At 38.2% G+C, this 17,921-nt stretch carries 18 protein-coding genes; 13 read left to right on the top strand and 5 right to left on the bottom strand.

Annotation, left to right across the window (positions count from 1 at the left end):
• The 8 genes from CHJ_RS23635 to CHJ_RS23600 all read left to right on the top strand — a co-directional run.
• A partial coding sequence (locus tag CHJ_RS23635) for a DNA-binding protein (protein WP_317919341.1) occupies positions 1 to 950 on the top strand: 950 nt, incomplete at its 5' end.
• A gap of 326 nt (positions 951 to 1,276) precedes the next feature.
• Positions 1,277 to 1,840 carry a hypothetical protein gene (locus CHJ_RS23630; protein ID WP_317919340.1) on the top strand — a complete coding sequence of 188 codons (564 nt, stop codon included), beginning with the start codon at positions 1,277 to 1,279 and terminating at the stop codon, positions 1,838 to 1,840.
• A 14-nt stretch (positions 1,841 to 1,854) separates the two neighbouring features.
• On the top strand, positions 1,855 to 2,580 hold the full coding sequence (locus tag CHJ_RS23625; RefSeq protein WP_317919339.1) for a hypothetical protein: 726 nt from the start codon (positions 1,855 to 1,857) through the stop codon (positions 2,578 to 2,580).
• A 283-nt stretch (positions 2,581 to 2,863) separates the two neighbouring features.
• Positions 2,864 to 3,229, top strand: coding sequence for a hypothetical protein (locus CHJ_RS23620; RefSeq protein ID WP_317919338.1), 366 nt, complete (start codon positions 2,864 to 2,866; stop codon positions 3,227 to 3,229).
• 14 nt (positions 3,230 to 3,243) lie between these two features.
• Positions 3,244 to 3,522: a hypothetical protein gene (locus tag CHJ_RS23615; protein ID WP_317919337.1), complete on the top strand. Its 279-nt coding sequence runs from the start codon at positions 3,244 to 3,246 to the stop codon at positions 3,520 to 3,522.
• Between the two features lie 270 nt (positions 3,523 to 3,792).
• Positions 3,793 to 4,089, top strand: coding sequence for a hypothetical protein (locus tag CHJ_RS23610; RefSeq protein WP_317919336.1), 297 nt, complete (start codon positions 3,793 to 3,795; stop codon positions 4,087 to 4,089).
• A gap of 10 nt (positions 4,090 to 4,099) precedes the next feature.
• A complete protein-coding gene (locus CHJ_RS23605) occupies positions 4,100 to 4,786 on the top strand; it encodes a hypothetical protein (RefSeq protein ID WP_317919335.1) in 687 nt (228 codons plus the stop codon).
• A gap of 835 nt (positions 4,787 to 5,621) precedes the next feature.
• Complete coding sequence (locus CHJ_RS23600) at positions 5,622 to 5,894, top strand: hypothetical protein (protein WP_317919334.1); 273 nt, start codon at positions 5,622 to 5,624, stop codon at positions 5,892 to 5,894.
• A 680-nt stretch (positions 5,895 to 6,574) separates the two neighbouring features.
• Here CHJ_RS23600 and CHJ_RS23595 read toward each other — a convergent pair.
• The 5 genes from CHJ_RS23595 to CHJ_RS23575 all read right to left on the bottom strand — a co-directional run bounded on the left by CHJ_RS23595 (position 6,575) and on the right by CHJ_RS23575 (position 10,892).
• Positions 6,575 to 7,468 (bottom strand): helix-turn-helix domain-containing protein, encoded by an 894-nt coding sequence (locus tag CHJ_RS23595; protein ID WP_317919333.1) that lies wholly within the window; start codon positions 7,466 to 7,468, stop codon positions 6,575 to 6,577.
• Positions 7,469 to 7,576: 108 nt separating this feature from the next.
• Positions 7,577 to 8,248: a PFL_4669 family integrating conjugative element protein gene (locus tag CHJ_RS23590; RefSeq protein WP_317919332.1), complete on the bottom strand. Its 672-nt coding sequence runs from the start codon at positions 8,246 to 8,248 to the stop codon at positions 7,577 to 7,579.
• Between the two features lie 28 nt (positions 8,249 to 8,276).
• Positions 8,277 to 8,804, bottom strand: a complete 528-nt coding sequence (locus tag CHJ_RS23585) for an STY4526/YPO1902 family pathogenicity island replication protein (protein WP_317919331.1) — start codon at positions 8,802 to 8,804, stop codon at positions 8,277 to 8,279.
• A complete protein-coding gene (mobH, locus tag CHJ_RS23580) occupies positions 8,801 to 10,630 on the bottom strand; it encodes a MobH family relaxase (protein WP_317919330.1) in 1,830 nt (609 codons plus the stop codon). The genes CHJ_RS23585 and mobH overlap by 4 nt, the downstream gene beginning before the upstream one ends.
• Positions 10,631 to 10,676: 46 nt before the next feature.
• Entirely contained in the window at positions 10,677 to 10,892 is a 216-nt protein-coding gene (locus CHJ_RS23575) for a helix-turn-helix domain-containing protein (RefSeq protein WP_317919329.1), read from the bottom strand.
• 1,073 nt (positions 10,893 to 11,965) lie between these two features.
• Here CHJ_RS23575 and CHJ_RS23570 point away from each other — a divergent pair.
• The 5 genes from CHJ_RS23570 (at position 11,966) to CHJ_RS23550 (ending at position 17,865) form a co-directional block, all read left to right on the top strand.
• Positions 11,966 to 12,301: a helix-turn-helix domain-containing protein gene (locus CHJ_RS23570; protein WP_317919328.1), complete on the top strand. Its 336-nt coding sequence runs from the start codon at positions 11,966 to 11,968 to the stop codon at positions 12,299 to 12,301.
• Between the two features lie 1,143 nt (positions 12,302 to 13,444).
• Positions 13,445 to 15,052 carry a hypothetical protein gene (locus tag CHJ_RS23565; protein WP_317919327.1) on the top strand — a complete coding sequence of 536 codons (1,608 nt, stop codon included), beginning with the start codon at positions 13,445 to 13,447 and terminating at the stop codon, positions 15,050 to 15,052.
• A 113-nt stretch (positions 15,053 to 15,165) separates the two neighbouring features.
• Positions 15,166 to 15,399 (top strand): hypothetical protein, encoded by a 234-nt coding sequence (locus tag CHJ_RS23560; RefSeq protein ID WP_317919326.1) that lies wholly within the window; start codon positions 15,166 to 15,168, stop codon positions 15,397 to 15,399.
• Between the two features lie 184 nt (positions 15,400 to 15,583).
• Positions 15,584 to 16,783: a ParA family protein gene (locus tag CHJ_RS23555; protein ID WP_317919325.1), complete on the top strand. Its 1,200-nt coding sequence runs from the start codon at positions 15,584 to 15,586 to the stop codon at positions 16,781 to 16,783.
• A gap of 2 nt (positions 16,784 to 16,785) precedes the next feature.
• Positions 16,786 to 17,865 (top strand): ParB family protein, encoded by a 1,080-nt coding sequence (locus CHJ_RS23550; RefSeq protein WP_317919324.1) that lies wholly within the window; start codon positions 16,786 to 16,788, stop codon positions 17,863 to 17,865.
• Positions 17,866 to 17,921: the final 56 nt, after the last annotated feature.

Here is a 17,921-nt window from a genome sequence, read left to right as displayed (position 1 = left end):
GCGTGACCTTTGAGCAGGTATCAAAAGCAGCTACAGCTATGCTAACTCAAGGGACTAAACCATCGGTTCGCAATGTTATGCAGGTGACAGGTGGAAAAACAGAAACCGTCTCCAAGCTTTTGCGCGATTTTAACGACAAGCGTAATGCAGAAGTTTTGAAAATGGCTGATGAGCTAGGCAGCAGTAAAATTGCTCAGTTGTTAGCGGATGAAATGCAGAGCGTTGTCGAGCGTAAAACCGCAAGTCTTCAGCAAATGCTTTCCGATCAGAAAGCTCAGTTAGATGAGGTTATAGAACTTCTGGAAGAAAAAGAAAAAGACTGTCAGCACCGTATTGAAATGGCAGAAGCTAAAGCGACTCAACTCATCAATGAAGCCAATGAAAAAGCAGCTAAAGCGCTAGAACGTGTAGAAAGTGCTGAGCAGAAAGCGAGTGAAGCTACAGCGTTGAGTGAAGAAGCGAAGAAAGAGGCTGACAAGTCAATTTCTGACAATGAAAAGAAATGCGATCTTTTAGTGACTAACGCAAAAAGTGAAGCTGAAAGCCTTGTTGAAGCCGCTAACCGTCGAGCAGATAAAGCAGAGCAAGAATGCGCAGGGTTGCGAGAACAGGTTAAGTTACTCACTGTCGATCAGGCTAAAAGAGAAATCGAGCAAGCTCAACATCAAAAAACACAAGAGCAGCATTCTGAAACGCTCAACCAACTTGCTAATGAGCGAACTACAGTCGTTCAGTTACAAACTCAGGAAGAAAGCCGAAAATCAGAAGTAGAGCGTTTAACAGGTGAGTTGGTAGAGGCTAAATCTGACAGTAAGCAATTAGCTGCCGCACAAGGTCAGCTAGTTGAGCTACAACGACAAATATCTCAACTGCAAAACGACTTATCGCTTTCCGAGCGAGAGCGTGAATCATTGTCTGTCGCTCTTAGAAGTAGATCAAACGAGTCTTAAGGGAAATTATTAAAATGACAGTATGCACTTTATTAGAAAGTATCTCTGATCACCTACAACAGAGTATCAAGAGCGACAATGAAATCTATGAAAAATTCATTCATAGCGTGCCTCTGTCATTGGTGAGAGCTACCTTTATACGACTATCAAATTGAAAAAAGTTTAATTACAGAAAAAGCAGATTCAACAAAATCGGACTTACCTTTGACAATTATGATGTATATAGCTATTGAGGAAACTTTCGGGGCTAAGTTAGAAAAGTTGTTTCCTGAGCACAAGTTTGCTAACCCTGCTTACAGTTTTTCAGACTAAGGGGAAATAGAACTATGTCCGTATCAGATATGACTCATGATGAAATAGCTGATTGGTGCATCTCTAGGCTAACCAGAATGGGATATCGTTTCGCGTTCTCTAATTTGACTAGCAACACTCACGGAGAGCAGCCAGACGTGCTAGGTATTATGTGTGATGGTTATTCAATTGTTGTTGAAGTAAAAATATCACGCTCTGATTTTAAAGCCGATCAGAAAAAAATATGGCGAATGAACCCTAGTATGGGTATGGGTGATGAAAGAGTTTACCTTGCTCCTGAAGGTTTATTGAAAGCTTCTGAAATTCCTTATGGTTGGCAGTTATGGGAAGTGTACGGAAAGAATCAACCTCGATTACGAATAGTCAAAGGCCGTGAGAAAAAGAGAGTAAAAGTAGGTTCGTTCTCGCGTACAGAAATAATCGATCACAATATTGATACGGATGAACTTTTTCATTTCAGCAGGAGAGAAAAAACGTATCAGAGCGAGTTAACTTGGATGATGAAAATTTTAACCAGAGCACAAGAATCTGGTATCGATTTAAATCAGTTCAGTAACAATTATCAGACACAAGCTTAAAGCGGGGGGAATTCGTGAGAAAGTTTGCAGTATTGGTGGCTTTGTTAATTACGTCATTAAGTGTTTTTGCGTCTACGCAACCATCATCAAGTAATGAAAGCAAGGACAGCCCTATAATAGAAGTGGAATCAAAAATTTCCGAAAATTCTTCGCCATATATTGTTATAGATGGCGACACAACACCTGCACTGATCGGTGTTGTTGCATTTATCATTGCTCAAATACTTAATGATCTATTTATACGCCATAGAAAATCAGTCGAAGATCGTAAAGAGAAGTTAAATGTGGCGTCTTTTGCCAAATCAGAGCTGATAAATATTTCAAGGCACCACGAAGCTAACATTCTGAAGTTGGAAAGCCTTATCAAGGCACAATCATTTGATATCGGCACTCATTATGAAAAGATGAAGCTCAGTGACCGAGGGTTAGTTGCGTTAGAACTACATAGGTTAAATGAGTTACCAAATGGACTCACGCAAGACCTGTTAAGGTTTTCTCTTTTCTGTAGAAATAATGAAATTGAGATCGTGGATTCAATAGAAACACTAGAAGGCAATGGCAATAACGAGCTAAAACTAAAACGCTTAAATGAGCTTTTGGAGCGTTTCCAAAGAACAGTATTTGTCTCTGGTGAAATAGTAAAAAATCTGGATCTATATCAAGCTAATCCTAAAGCCAAGGTCGACCGCCAAATTGAATGGCCTGATGAATATTGGAAGTTGCAAGAAGATCAGGGGTAACTCGTGGACATATCAGCATGTGAAATCAGAGCTTCTAAAGAAAGTTAAATCATACAAGCGTTCGAAGAAACTAGTCGTCACTGATGTTCAAATTAAGGCGATTTACGACCAATTCACAGACTGCGATTCTATGATAGGCGGCGGTGATTATGATGCAGATCAGAAATGGATACGAAATCTGAACGCTGTAAATCGTATGTTTAAAGCAAACAATTTACCAATTATTCAATAACGGGGAAATTTGTGCCCTATATAGCTGTCATAAAACAAACAAGAGGACCATATGAAAAAAACACTTTTACTATTAGCTTTATTGGCAACCCCTTCGTTCGCATCTCAATTGACAGAGGTGTTTACTGATGAATCTGACTGTTCAGTTAAACAAGTAGGTTATGCGCTAAAAGATAATCCAGTTGTATTTTCTGGCGAACATTGGGGCGGAAAATTTGGCGGGGGATGCAATGCTTTTATTCCAAAGAAAGACTTCGATAAGGATTTCTCTATTTGCTATCTAACAGGTGTAAGAGTCAAAGCAATAGGCAGTTGTAGGTTTGGCGAGAACACAAATGATGACGGTGTGAAAGGCTACATATTTGAGTTTGATGATCAGGGTTCTACATCTTGTAGATTTACATGTGTGAAGCTGTAACGGGAAAAATTGTAATGTTTGGAACTATACCGCCAATTCAGGAAAAAGAACCTAAGTGGGAAGAGACACGAACCCGCATTAATGAGGATTGCGTAAAGGTCAGCCGAGTTAATTTGAATGCACCTACTATTTTTGATCCCAAAGGTGATTTCGAGCTAATGGAAGGTGTTGTTTTTCGCTCCACGGGGCAGCTACCTTTTGGCGAATGGCTAAAAAAGTTAGGCAAGAACGATACTGCTCCTCGTGGTGCTTGTTCCGACTATTTTACTAAAAACGTTCGTTTTAGACGCTAGGGGGGAATTTTGCCTGTAGCGATTTTACCACTCTAACTCACTGACGTGGTTAACTATTCAAACCCACTGGTAAACTTTAGACTGAAATTATGAATAGGTTTACCACCTAAGAATCAATCATTACAAAGAGGACAATTGAAATGGATCCAATGGATAAAATATGCGATGAGTGCGACACATGATGAGCAATTGCGAATGCGGTAGTTGTGAAAGTTGTGATGAAAAAATGCCTGACTGCGTTTGTGGAGACGAGTAACAAGGAGGAAATTGATGAAAATTAAAATCATTTTGACAGTGGCCGCCATTGCATCAACCGTGGTTTTTTTAGCGAATGATTATCGACGCTATATGTCGAATATTGATTCCACTTCTTGCTGTGGCTATGTTGCGCCTGAATGGTATAAACGTCCTTTGACTCATTTACTTGTCAGGTGGTCGGAACCAGAGTGGAGACTGAACGGTAATAACTCCGAGCTTTGGTTCGTTAGTGATGGTTTGGTCGATGGAAAGGTTCAATTTTGGACAGTATGGGAGTCACGCCCCAACTTAATGAATCATGGGTACTAAGGGGTAAAGTTTGTTGGAAATATCCAAAAGCACTCAAATAATGTTGGCTAGAATCTTACCGTTTGCTTATTTAGATGATTTTTTGAATGGCGATATTTACATGAACTCAGATATTTATTTTTCGGCGATGGACAATGACCCTGTAAGAAAGGATATCCATGAAGGCATAGTGCAATCGCGGCAAATCAAACAGGTCTCAATCAGGCATAAGTTAGGTGCTTACGTACCAATTGAAGGTGTAAAAAGCCCTCTTATTTTTCGGGAATACCATAAAAACGTAGCTAAAAGAAATCTACTTTGTATGTATATGTTGGTTAAACATAGTGACTTCCATTTTGACGAGAGAAATCTATCTTTTGGCGATAAAGCGGTACTTATTAGAAATCCAAAAGAACTTCTTCGGAGGATGAAAGCGGCAGCAATACTGAAAGGTATGCGCTTGAGTCATTCGCCAGTAAGTTACGTCGATAAAAGTACTTATGATGGAAGAATGGGGATTTTCAGAAAGTTTGACCACCAAAGCTATCAAAATGAATTCAGAGTGGTTCTGTACAATCCTGATCAACCGCATGATGATAAACATACCACTTTAGAAATAGGAGATATAAGAGATATCACTACTGTTATGTGCACACATGAATTATCTAAATTTTCTGGGGAATTAAAGATTTTCAACAATCAATTTCGAAGATGGTAATTTTGTAATTATCGGATGCCTTGAAGGAGAAGGGGATAAAACTTATTTCGAAGTTGATGAAGTCATTCATACAGGGTTTGGAAAGTTAAAAGGCAAGCTGATCTATCACTATAGTTCGCCTAAGTACGCGAATGAACTTAAGCGTGGGTACGTTGTCTTGGACTGGGTAAGAGACGATATAAACAAACCAATACGGAAAATGGCCGGTAGGTTTTATAATGATACTGACCAAACTATGGGTGAAGTAGAGTGGACAAGAAATGAAAATACAATAACTGAAACGACTCAAGAACAAGTGTCCGCTTAAGTAGGAGGGTACTTGATTAGCTTACAGAAAATCGAATCACATTTTGCTATACTCACTTTACTGTAGTCCTAATTTACAGACCAAGCACACGAGGCTCCTCTTAAATGGCTTTCTGAAACGTGTCGCGGTTTACCTCTAGGTAAATTGGAAAGCGCTATTAACTACCAACACATGATGTAGGTGCAATATCGACTATTTGGTTATCACACCAACTATCCTACCAGAACACTTCACTACGTACTCAATAGTACGCGCAATTAACCGTATACATAGAAAAGTCCTGAGGTGGACGATATGTGTATACTATTTTGATCTAAAGGAGAACTTTACTTAACTATTGTCCGCAAAGGGCAAGCCTAAATCATGCTTGAATGATTAATTCGTGATTCAATTCACGTCGCCGAAGGGCGCAAACTTAAGAAATTACAGTGAGGTCTTCGCTTGGAGACCTTTCAACATTTTATTAATGTCTTTTCCCATCCAATTCGAACATAATGACAAAATGTAATCAACATAATGACGTTATGTATGCCAGTAAAATTTCATCAGGTTAAAGAAGGCGAGTTTCGACGGTTAGCTGAAACAGGAACAATGACTAAGATACTTGCTCAAGAATCACAAAATATGCCAAATAAGTTTCATCTTGTAGGAATAGACCAAACAAAAGGGATTGCCTATGCGATACGTCACGCTCGAGCATCAGAGCTGAGAATATGGCGGCTAGATAACTTAGTCAATCAAATCCGAGAAATGGGCTTTAGTGATCTAGAAGTACAACTTACAAAAAAGCTGAGCCTTTGATGTCGTCCCTAGCCAGAGCATTTGTCACCATCAACGCAAAACTGATCCACTTGGTACCATCTACTTTTCATATCTGAGCTAGCGCTAGCTACGTGTAGCAGAGAACTCTAACAAGTATGGAGGAGCTGTGCGACGACATGAATGACTGAAGTGACTAACAGTATTCTCGCACCAGAGTTGGTCAAACCTCTATAGGCACGAGTATTGCAATTCCCCTCCCTGCCAGACAAAAGAATGTGTAATAGTTTAAGTGATTGCGGTGTGTATTAGTTGTTTGAAATTGATGGGGGAATTTTCTACACGTTAGTTATCGCGCACGTTTGTAAAACGTCGAAGCGATAAGTAGTGAGTCCTTACTATTTTTGTTCCCGTTATCCACAGAATTTAGACCTTAATAATAAATGTTTTATTTTTATATATGTAGATAAATGGGGTATTCACTCAATCCCCCGTACTATTTATCAAAAGCCATTAGTTAGTATTCAGTAGCAGTGGATAACTTAATTTATAATCAACGTTGATCACTGAAGATTAGAGTTGGAATCTTAATTTATTTCGAAAAAAGCGATTAAAAAGCAGAGAAACAAAGAGATAATCGATTAATAATATGACGAAAATGAGGATAAAAAAACATAAGGCAGCATGAATCACTCTAGAAAGAGTGAATTGAAAAAATCGAATTATAATACCTCCTCAGAATTTACATGAGGACTAAAACCACAGTGGCTCACCATTGTATTGACGAGAAATGAAAATTCTTTTTCTGACATACCAATATGTTGACCACGTTTTTGTAACCTTTTGACAATAATATTTACGGCACGAGATCGATCGGTCTCTTTTTTCACTTTCTTCTTCAGTGTGCCGTTCGAAATACTAAGAGCCCGACGGGCAATAGTTGCTTCCCAAGCAATATTTCGGACAATGCCCAAACGAACCTTCAATTCACCAGCTCCAGCATCTACGGCTTTTTTATCAGTATCCTGTAATGTTTTATTCAATTTGGCCCCAGCAACATCCCCGGCAACCAAAGGACCAAATTCATCCGTCACAGTATAAATATTATTGAGGTTTCGTTTTTGTGCATCCGTCTTATCATGAACTAACCCACCCCTAGGATCACGCGAATCATTCTCTCCAGAAAAGGCATGCTCAAGAAGACCTAACTGAACACACAAACCAAGCATACGCGATACTGTTGGCTGACTGACGTTTATTACGTTGCCAATTTGCTGTTGGGTTGCGCGTAATGAAAATGTTCGCGTACTGGTATTGGTGTTTTTCAAAATAAACAAAATAAGGTTATCAAAATTTTGATTAAAGATATCGCGAATAAACGTATGCATACCAAGAACAATGGCACGGTGGCGCAAACAACCACTGGCACGCGCACCATGTTTAAGTACAACTCTAAAAGCGTCAGAGAATCCACCGGTCAACCTAGGTTTCACCCCCTTCGTTTCCCACCTATCTAAGCGTTCCATAGGACAACAGTCGTACTTTATTAACGCCGCTTCATAAGCCGTCAATGGCTTATGAGCAACACCCAACGATTTACGCTGTGCGATATACAATTTTTTCTTAAGCTGTCTGAACTCTCTTCTTTGAGATCACTTACAGGAAGGCTCTCAAGTTCTCGATTAACTTTAGAGCCTGTTAAGATATCAACTTTACACTCATGCCTATCTATGGTTGAGCTCACTACGATTCCTTTTTATTTCCGGTGCAAACTCAGCGCGCTCTACACCTTCCATGACCTCAAGGGGGATAAGAATATGCCCATACTTTTCTTTTGCTTCTATCGCTTTAGCATTGTTTGCCACTACATCCTGGCGAGTAATACCTGAATGCTTGATGACAAGAGATTGGTTTAATACGGCATGGATCATACTTATCGCTTCATTTTTACGTTTTTCAAATACAGTACGAGAAATTTGCGCTTTATACTTTGCATCAAATAAGCGCACCATTAAAACATCATACATTTCTAATAAAGAAACCATCCTCCAACCAAAACGAGTATTCACATTCAAATCTTTGATCATTGGTTTATTACTTTTGCACTCTGTAAACCTTATTCGAGAAGAAACCAAAGAAGGCAGCTGTTCCATCATATTTGTGTAGAGAGAAAATGCCTTGTTCATCACGTTTTCAAGCTCCAACAGCGCAAAATCGGCATAAGGATCATCTTGTCTTGCTGCCTGTTCTAAAACGGATGTTACTGAAAAAAAACGTCCTACTGTTGGTGTTTTTCGCCTGATAGAAGGCGTCCATAAGCGAACACTCTCTATGCTATGAAGTTCTATTTGACCAACGCTACCTAATCCACCCAATAAATTATTATTTTTACTCATTTTCTAGCCCCACTTTATGAAGTTACCATCATTGATTACTTATTTCTGACCATATCGAGCCAATACTTAACCTTAGACACTTCGCAACCTCCACTATTTGCTCAGAACTAATGTCTTTTACGTCATTGAGCGGCAATGCCAATAGTGTGTCCCACAACTCCGAATATTTATTGTCAGGTACACTTCGATTTCTAAAATCAGGATCAGCACACACGACTCGTCGCCAATCCGCATTGACTGCTCCTTTTATGCCTAGAAAATGTTCTAACGCTTTATTGCTTGCTCCATATACTAAGAAGCTTTGTATCTCTTTTGGTATTTGTGCCAACTCAATAGCCTGCTGCAGTTTGGCTACATCGATGACAGGGGTATCACAAAGATTGGTGGATAGTATTCGTATATCGGCAAGTGACTTCTTTTTCAATATTCGGATCAGCTTAGGCTCAAATCCAGCCTCAAGAAGCAACTCATCTTTATCCGAGCATGCGAGCTGGGCAATATAACTTAATACGACCCAATGCATTTCATTGTTTAATGTATCATCAGAGCGATTCATTTATCCTCCAAATAAACATACGGGTTGATCGAATAGATATTTTCCCACTCAGGCTTGGTAGGAAATAGAAAACCATTGAGGGTTTTCTCAGAATCCTTGATCATTGCTTGATGAACACTTTGGCCATTTTCCCGTTTAATATGTAACTCTAATGGTTGTAGGCCTTGCTGAACCAAACTGTAAGCATTGTTTTTCCCGTACCGGCAACGCTCTTCAATAAACGTTCGAAAAGCACCAGGGGAAACAACAAGCATCCCCTCTTCCAATCGATGAAACATGGCTCCTTTTTTATTCACTTGATGTACACCACCGCACAACACCCTATCAACCCATTGATAGAATGCTTCACCCAATTCATTTGTCGATATATCTCTTAGATCCAGCTTCTCCATCAATGCATATTCAGGTCGTTGGTCATCATCGTTGACCGATGATTCTGCAGTGATGTTGTCACATTCAGGCTCTGGTTCATCGGCAGAAGAGTCAGCGTCAATATCGTCAGGCAATCCCGGTAAGAACCCCATTAAATCCTGTGACGATGTCATTGGTGATAAAGGTTCAACCGTTACTTCATTCAAAGCTTCATCAGATTTATTTGTAGCCGATTCTCTTTCTTCATTCTGAGTTGAGTCAGAAGCAACTAGCGTCATTTTTCCTTCCATGCTTTCCAAAGTTTCATCTGGTAGTAGTGAAGGCCAATGCACACAAACAAACGTAAAAGTTTGTCTCCATTCAAATGATGTTAAATAAACCTCACATTTCCAAATGGCCATATCATCATCGTTCGGGCGAATAAGGTGATGCTGCTGAAGCACATTAAATAAACGACTATTATCAGAGGGAACATTCGTAATACCTCGCTCCATCAAGGTATTACGAATTTTATCTCCGATTGTTTTACTCACTAAAAACAACGAATCGCCATCAACAAATCCTTCTGCTCCTTTTTTGTTTAGTGGGATCTCTCCAGATTGAATTAACTGACACAGCGTCAAGCGCAACTGGCTAGCTAATGACAACGAAGAGCCTTTCGCTTTTTCCGCAGCAGTATTAATGCCTGCACTATCTGCTCCCAAATCTTGAGCTACACTCGCAGCGTCCGCTTGTTTAATAATTTGCCCAATAACACTGTCTGAATCGCTATTACCCGACAGATATGCCGTGATCTCATAATAGAGTTGTCGATCTTCTGAGATAGCTTCCATTGGATTTTCAGACAGCAATTGATTTAATAACGACAGGCCACTGTACTTGTGTGATGCATAGTGACGATCTTTGTAGTAGCGAAATCGATATGGTGCTTTCACAAAGCCCAGAACCGGCGTCCATCGAATTGGTTTTTCCTTGCAATAAAGCTCTATCTCGAAATCCATCAACTTTCCACAATCATGTAACAATGCGCATAAAAATACGCCATACACCCAAACAATTTCTCGATGTATCACCTCTTCTGGAGGTGTATTTGGTGGCAGAATGTAATTTCGCCTCAAACGCATCGCATAAATGGCCACATCTAAGCTATGTAGGAACAGTCCCCGCTTTCCTGAGTGATGGTAAGATTCAGAAGCCGGTAAGTCTTGACACCATTGTGCAAAACGCACAACGGTATCCAATACAAACTCATCCCATACTTCATGAGGTAATGCCAATCCACTGCGCTTAAGTACTTGAAGCTTGTTCAAGATAATGCTGTCATGACGTATATCAACCTCTGTCCAAGGGTCGATATATCCTTCAATCGAACAAGAGGTCATTTGCTCACTCTCATCATTTGAAGAGACATCTTCATTAAGCCAGTTTATAAACTTCGTTATTTGTTGAATCATTCCCAAACATTTCCCTGATAAAAAATGGTGAAAATAAAGTGACTAATCAGTCATCGGTCTCTACATCAAAAAGATCTGGCCGTAGCTGGCTCTTAGGGATCCCAGTCTTTAACGAATAAAACTTTACTTTTATGGGATTGATAGGCTTAAGTCCTCTCTCAAGAAAGCTGATATGAGGTTGCGACACATTCAATAACTTCGCCATTTCACTCTGTGTTAATCCATGTTCCCAGCGATAATCTATTAAGCATTGTAATTTCATTGTTACCTCCTATAATTTGCATAGTTATCATTTTAAATAATATATATAGTCACTCATCACCCTTAATAATTAAGTTATTACTAATCATCTAAACTAAATAATTATTAATAAAGCACCATTCTGTAAGCTACCAACAGAAAATATTAAAAATGCATAACGCTTAAAATATATTTCCCTGATGATACATAAATGATTCACTTTAAAAGCAGAAGCACAAGTAATTCAGACGAACAAGATTCAAAAGAATCGGAGTTGAGTGAGGGTATAGCGTTGACATCAAAGCTAAGTAAGAAATGATCAATGAAACGTAAGAGGTCAGATTTGACAAGATCAACACAATCTAATCAAAACTTTTTCAGTATAAACTTCGCTACTGAATCCAACATTGGAGTCTGTAACTATAGTTAAATCAGCTGTATAGTAGCTGGGGAGTGAATAGTGCTTTCCAATTTACCTAAAGTAAACCGCGACACGTTTCAGAAAGCCATTTAAGAGAGAACTCGTGTGCTTAATATTTTTTTCGTATAAACACAAATACCCTACCGTTGGTTAATTTAAAGATCAAGTCATTGATAATAATTTAGCTAAAATACATTAATTCACAGAAAATATCATACCAAAATATTCAAGTAGTATTTATTATCAATCAGCTAAAAGGGATGACTTACTGTTTGATGCAGAGAATTCGATAGCAAGTCTTTGCTATACCTTCATCTATTCATTAACTTAACCTTGTTTATGCCTTTATAATATGATGAGTAATTTTAAAAAATACTTACATTTGATTTACATATGTCTCTTCATAATGACTAGAAATATACTTTGATAAAAAGGAAGCCACTTCACGTATTTAGTCATACGGAAGTGGCTTTATTAGTGTGAAGTGGGGCCAACACACTAAATTTTTGATCTGAAACTCAACATAATCTGCCAGCTTCAGTGTCATATTAAAGATCAGGAGTTATTAAAGAGCCACCACATGATAGTATAACTATCACCTGTAAAGCAATACTGTCAATTACATAAAGCTAAATGCTTCGTTAAAATTTAGAAAAACAAGCAGGTTTAATATTTTGGCCAATCAGCAGTCTAAAGATCTTATCCGGAACAAACTAAAACTAGCCGTAGAAAACAGCAAACTAAGTAAGTCAGAAATAGCAAGAAGAGTCGGCGTTACACGAGCAAGTGTGCAGTTTTGGATAAGAACAGGTGATATATCCAAAGACAATCTCATCGCTGTTTGTCAGTTGTTACATCTAAATATTAGTGAAATGCTGTCCACTGATGACAGTGTTTTAGATTTAGCGCCCCTTCAATTAAAAGTGATCCAACTAACCAAAGAACTCCCAAAAGAGCACTACTACAAGCTAGAAGACATTGTCCGCATCCTAGAAGATGACAGCGAATAGTTCATTGTTCACAATACAACCATTCAAAAACATAATTTTTAAGTTTACCAAGTGATTTATGGGTAACCACTGATGGTTTACCAAGTGATTTATGGATAATCACTAATGGTTTACCAAGTGATTTATGGGTAACCACTGATGGTTTACCAAGTGATTATGGGTAACCACTGATGGTTTACCAAGTGATTTATGGGTAATCACTGATGGTTTACCAAGTGATTTATGGGTAATCACTGATGGTTTACCAAGTAACCATTTCAAGGCTTGTACTCGCTTAGTACTCTTTATTGCTCTCACATCGTATAAAATTCACTCAAAATCACATAAATCGAGTAATCTTATCGTCAAAGCTTTCAGACCCCCGAGTAAAGTCACCAATTTCGCCCAGTTTGAATGCTATAAAACAATGACGCTCGACTAAAATCACCTTCTTCCCTCACTCTTATTGCTATAAGAATAAGACCAAAGTTTAAAATCACTGTTAGCAGCAGAAATTATCGCTATAACACAAAGACTAAACCTAAAAGTCGCATCAAAAACGAATTATTATTGCTATAACTGCACGACAAACATAAAAATCACGATAACAACATATTTATATCGCTATATCTAAATGACCAAGTGACAGAAGAGTCGCATCATCTTTTTCAGGGCGTTATTTCTAAACAGCAATACATAGTCATGAGATTGATGCAAGCTCCCATGACTACCAATAACGCATCCAACTACTTATGACGTATATTGACGATCCGATAGGACACATACTTAAAGATCAACCTCACAAATTTGGATCTTTATGTATGTGTATAACCTGTAACCTTTACCAAGTGATTATTAATAGTTTACCGAGTGATTTAAGCAAGCATCTTGATCATCGTTCCTATGCATACATGATCATCGTTTCGAGAGTTTACCAAGTGATTTAATCAACATATCGATACTGAATTCAATTGTTTCAACAAGTTAAAATTGATAGATGTCTTTTGTCTAAACCATGATCACTATGATCAATTATAAACAATTTAAACAGGATCATTTTAAGTTTATTAGAATAATTAACTATTTGATCAATATTAAAAATCACCTAGAAATAAAATTATTTAATGTTATATTGGAATGACTGTTTTGTTTTGATACCTAACAATGAAAAGAAACTCTACGCTTATTGAAGTAACCGAATCAACTGCAACGACACTAGATTATTTGATCTCAGTGTTTGCTACGAATGAGAATACAAAAAAGATCTATTCTGTAATCAAGCGACTAGGAGCTATGTCTGATTATGTCACTCTGTATGATGTAATGGAACACGTAGAAATAAACAAAACAGCGGTAAGAAAAAGATTTATAGAACTAAAAGAAAACGATTTGGTAACCATCAAAAGTGCAAAAGATGTCTTTCCCGATGCCCCACCTAGATTAGAAATTTATACATTTAAGTCTTTAGGAGATCTTCCCAATTTAGATCACTCTCGTAAAAAACTGGTAAATGGCAGAAAATCCGCTCTTATTGCTCAAGAAAACTTACAAAAAAATGAGGTATACACTCCGGCTTCATACAGAGAAAAGTTTAGGAACTCCGATCAAGGCTATCAGTTAGCAGTAAACAATGAAGTAAGAAACATGTTTGCACCTGGTAATGAGGTGATTTCTAGAAAAGAAGTCATTGTTCGAGGACATGACGGTAGAACACATAAAAACTTTGCTGAATCAATATATGGCATTGTAAATGATGAAGACTCTCAACTCATTGAAATCTTGATGAATGCAACGATTCAATACCTAATTAATTTACCTCCTCATAGACAAACAGAACTTAACGATAGCAAACGAATTCCTCTCTGGATGGATGATTTACTGGCCGCTAAAAACTTAGATGACACCGCCCAAAACAGACTTAAAATTAGTCTGTCTTTGCTAAGAATTCAAAAAACGTTATATAAGTACCATGTAAATTCAAAACAAATGCAAAAGGAAATTGCTGATCAGCTCGGAGAAATGACAGATACCTTCCAGTTCTTACAGAATATGAAGGTTATGTCTAAAAAATACGAAGGACGTTTTTCAGACGATATGTTTAATCAGAATCAAGATATGTCTGTAGAAGCGACTATTCATCGGGATTGGGGAGATGAATTACCGTTTACTTGTGTTTTTGTTCAATGGGCGACAGATTTTTACAAGAAAAACTTTTCCAGAAAAATTTTCTTTGGTCAAAACATTCTTGCACAACAAGTTCCGTCTACATTGTATCGAATCTATAAAGATCTGAGAGTGGATTATTATCGCAAGTCACCTGTTTTCTTTAATCACCTAAATTCGGTATCTGATCTCACCTTGATAGATTTAGTTCAGTTCACATGGCCAACCGAAAACGAACCAAACAAACTGGTTGAAAAGGTACTTATCGATATCAAAAAATGTGCTCGTTCGTTTGATCTCATTAATATATCTGACAACGATGATGGGAGTTCAACGGCAATCGTTGAACTTTTTGGTATCCGACTGTGTTTTGCGATACCTAACCTCAAAAAACACCAGTTAGCGGCAAATCGTTATACTAAAATCGATATTACTATTAATGAGCAGCAACTGGTTACACAGGCTGGCGCTGTTTATAATCCTGTTAAGGCGAATAATACACCCACCCTCCCTCCCCTATTTATGCTTTATTGGAGGCCGATAATCATCAGACTGAAAAAACACGTCGGGTGTTACCTGCAGCAGCAAAAACACTCCAAAAACAGCTGAACCATTATAAAGCAGGTAAATATACAATTTCATTTACCTTGGCTGGAGTTGATTATGTTATCAGTCAGTATCATGATCAGAGAGAGATAGACTCCATTATTAGTGATGTATCAATGAAGACTAAAATTCAAATTGAAGCCGTTGATATCTTTTTTGATACCGCGATGAGAAATATTAGCTTCATACCTCATTTACCGTATGAAAAGTTAATGACGTTAACTTCAGAGTTAGAACTGAGCAAAAACCAACTTCTGATGTTCTTTATCCCACGGGTAAGCTTTATGCAAAAACTACTCGAGCAAACGAGTGAACAACTCTTAGAAACGTATACTAAAACAATGAAATAAAGATAAACAAAAAACAGTTGGTATCAAATTCTACCCTTAAGAAAGACAACAACAACGATAATGGCCTCCATTATCAATGTTGGATTTTATAAAAAAGATTAAATTTACATTCGTACATCATTTTTTACTACCAGTATGAAAAATTAAGGGATATACTCCTTATCATTCCTTGTTGGAGGTAGAAATGGATACTCAGCATACAACCCAGACTTTTCAAAACCTTAAAACGGGAGCAGATGATTATATTAAGCGTCGTAATCTTCGTTTGCTCGCCAATCATCGCAAAGAGTTACGTAATTTTACTCGAGCAGAGGCCTCTACGTATTTAGGTATTGATGCTAAAACGTTGGATAAGTACGTGGTCGCTGCGAACATTGATCCGCGCCGTCATGAAGATTCTCAATGGTCGATTGATATTGCAGAAATGTATGGCATCCGAGATTTACTTCCTGAAAACTTACGTAAAGAACCCAAATTTAAACGTAGCGAAAAGCAAGACGCTCAGGTAATTGTGATCCAAAACCAAAAAGGTGGTGTTGGCAAAACAGTTTCTGCTGCGACAATCGCATCAGGGTTGGCAACCGAATTTCACCAAGAATACCGTGTTGGTTTAATTGATATGGATGGTCAAGCCACTCTATCAATGTATTACGCACCAGAAGCCGAATTGGAAGGTAATCTGTCTGTCGGTGATTTGATGATGCGTAATTTTGATTTAGATGAAGGAGAAACGTTTGAACAGGCGGTGTCTGATGCATTTCTTGAGACCACAATTCCAAATTTACGCATTCTTCCGGCAGCACAGAGTGACAGAGCTATAGAAGGGTGGTTCCACGAACAGGTCTTCAATCAGCAGTTAGCTTCTCCATACTCTCTTTTGGTTGATATTATAAACAGTGTAAGAGATGAGTTTGATGTCATCATTATAGATACGCCTCCTTCTTTAGGGTATGCCACCTATAACGCCTATTTTGCTGCTACGAGTGTTGTCTTCCCTTTATCAATTACTGAAAATGATATTGATGCAACGTGCTCTTATTTTAGTTATATCCCTCAGGTATGGGCATTACTTGCTAATGCAAATCACCGCGGTTATGACTTTATGAAAATATTGCTAACGAATCATCGTGACAGTTCAACAACGACTGAATTGATGAATAGTTTATATAACCACTTTTCTAACTATCTGTACTCTAAAGAATTCAAACACAGTGAAGCCGTTCGTCAGGCTTCGTCATTACTGTCTACGGTTTTTGATATGTCGAAAAGTGAATATCCGAAAAGTAAGTCAACATTTCAAACGGCACAGCAGAATAGTTACGAAGTCACAAGCCAAATACAACGTGATATCACTAATGTCTGGCGTGAATTGGAGCAAGCATAATAATGGCAAAGAAACGCGGCGCAAGCCCTCTAGGGAATACTCCTGGCTCAGTAGAAGCTCAAAGAGATGCGGCTAAAATGAATTTAGATACATTGACTCAACAGCTTTCGACAGAAATTGAAAAAGCGGGTGAAAATGTGAATGAGTATCTGCAACAAAAATTTGGGATCAATGCTGTTGGCAAAGGTGTTGTTTGGCAATTGGACTCAGGGGCTTCAGCTAAGTTTAATGAAGTGACGTTGTCATACGAACAAGTACAACAAGAGACGCTTGTGACGTTTGATATTAATGGCCGCGATCAGTCTTTGCTTACTGCTGAATCATTGGAAGATTTAAAGTCTTTAGAGTTTCAACAGTTTTATCCTGCGGTTGGACGAGAGATCGATGGAAAGATTGATGTACTGGATGGCTCTCGTCGTCGAGCATGGTTTCTTCTCCAAAAAGGTCGTGTTACCGAGTTTCGTATTTTGGTTACTCAAGATGATGTTTCAATTGCAGATGCGAAAGCACTTGCTAAGCAATTGCAGACAGCAAAAGAACACAATTTGCGTGAAATTGGTAAACAATGTCTCACTATTCAATTGGCCAATGAAGGCATTACACAAGATGAAATTGCGAAGCAAGTGGGTCTGAGTCAGGCGGGTGTTAGTAAGGCAATGAAGGCGGCGAAAGTTGACGACAAATTGGTGAAACTTTTCCCTGTGGTAAATGCCCTCTCTCATACAGACTATGCCTTGCTGGATAAGGTTTTGAAGGTATGTGATGGTGAGGAAAATTTAGCGGATTTTATTAAGAATATTGACAAAAAAGTTGTCAATATTCAGGCTGAATATTCCACTCAAGAGCAGAAAGATGCCATTATTGCTGCCATAAAAAATCAATTGAAAGTTGTCGAAGATAAGCAAGAAAAAGATAAACCAGTGGTGACCGCTCTTGCTGAGTTTGACAGTAAGGGGATGTATGCTCGTAAGAAAGTTAAGGACCGAAATTTTTCGTATGAATTTGGTCGACTTTCTAAAGATATTCAGGCTGAATTAGACAAAGTGATTGTCAACGTTTTAAGTAAGCATGGTAAGGTTTAGTGTTTGATATTTAAAGGTTTGTTGTTTTAGTTTTTGTGTGAAAGTTGTCATTATTC

This window comes from Vibrio sp. MACH09 (assembly GCF_033238805.1).
In the GTDB taxonomy this organism is placed as follows: domain Bacteria; phylum Pseudomonadota; class Gammaproteobacteria; order Enterobacterales; family Vibrionaceae; genus Vibrio.
This window is presented reverse-complemented; position numbering and strand designations above follow the sequence as displayed.

Excerpts from the sequence above, each read along its gene's own strand:
- CHJ_RS23630 (WP_317919340.1), top strand. The coding sequence starts at position 1,277 with ATGTCCGTATCAGATATGACTCATGATGAAATAGCTGATTGGTGCATC.
- CHJ_RS23620 (WP_317919338.1), top strand. The coding sequence starts at position 2,864 with ATGAAAAAAACACTTTTACTATTAGCTTTATTGGCAACCCCTTCGTTC.
- CHJ_RS23615 (WP_317919337.1), top strand. The coding sequence starts at position 3,244 with ATGTTTGGAACTATACCGCCAATTCAGGAAAAAGAACCTAAGTGGGAA.
- CHJ_RS23610 (WP_317919336.1), top strand. The coding sequence starts at position 3,793 with ATGAAAATTAAAATCATTTTGACAGTGGCCGCCATTGCATCAACCGTG.
- CHJ_RS23600 (WP_317919334.1), top strand. The coding sequence starts at position 5,622 with ATGCCAGTAAAATTTCATCAGGTTAAAGAAGGCGAGTTTCGACGGTTA.
- CHJ_RS23590 (WP_317919332.1), bottom strand. The coding sequence starts at position 8,248 with ATGAGTAAAAATAATAATTTATTGGGTGGATTAGGTAGCGTTGGTCAA.
- CHJ_RS23585 (WP_317919331.1), bottom strand. The coding sequence starts at position 8,804 with ATGAATCGCTCTGATGATACATTAAACAATGAAATGCATTGGGTCGTA.
- mobH (WP_317919330.1), bottom strand. The coding sequence starts at position 10,630 with ATGATTCAACAAATAACGAAGTTTATAAACTGGCTTAATGAAGATGTC.
- CHJ_RS23575 (WP_317919329.1), bottom strand. The coding sequence starts at position 10,892 with ATGAAATTACAATGCTTAATAGATTATCGCTGGGAACATGGATTAACA.
- CHJ_RS23565 (WP_317919327.1), top strand. The coding sequence starts at position 13,445 with ATGAAAAGAAACTCTACGCTTATTGAAGTAACCGAATCAACTGCAACG.
- CHJ_RS23560 (WP_317919326.1), top strand. The coding sequence starts at position 15,166 with ATGAAGACTAAAATTCAAATTGAAGCCGTTGATATCTTTTTTGATACC.
- CHJ_RS23555 (WP_317919325.1), top strand. The coding sequence starts at position 15,584 with ATGGATACTCAGCATACAACCCAGACTTTTCAAAACCTTAAAACGGGA.
- CHJ_RS23550 (WP_317919324.1), top strand. The coding sequence starts at position 16,786 with ATGGCAAAGAAACGCGGCGCAAGCCCTCTAGGGAATACTCCTGGCTCA.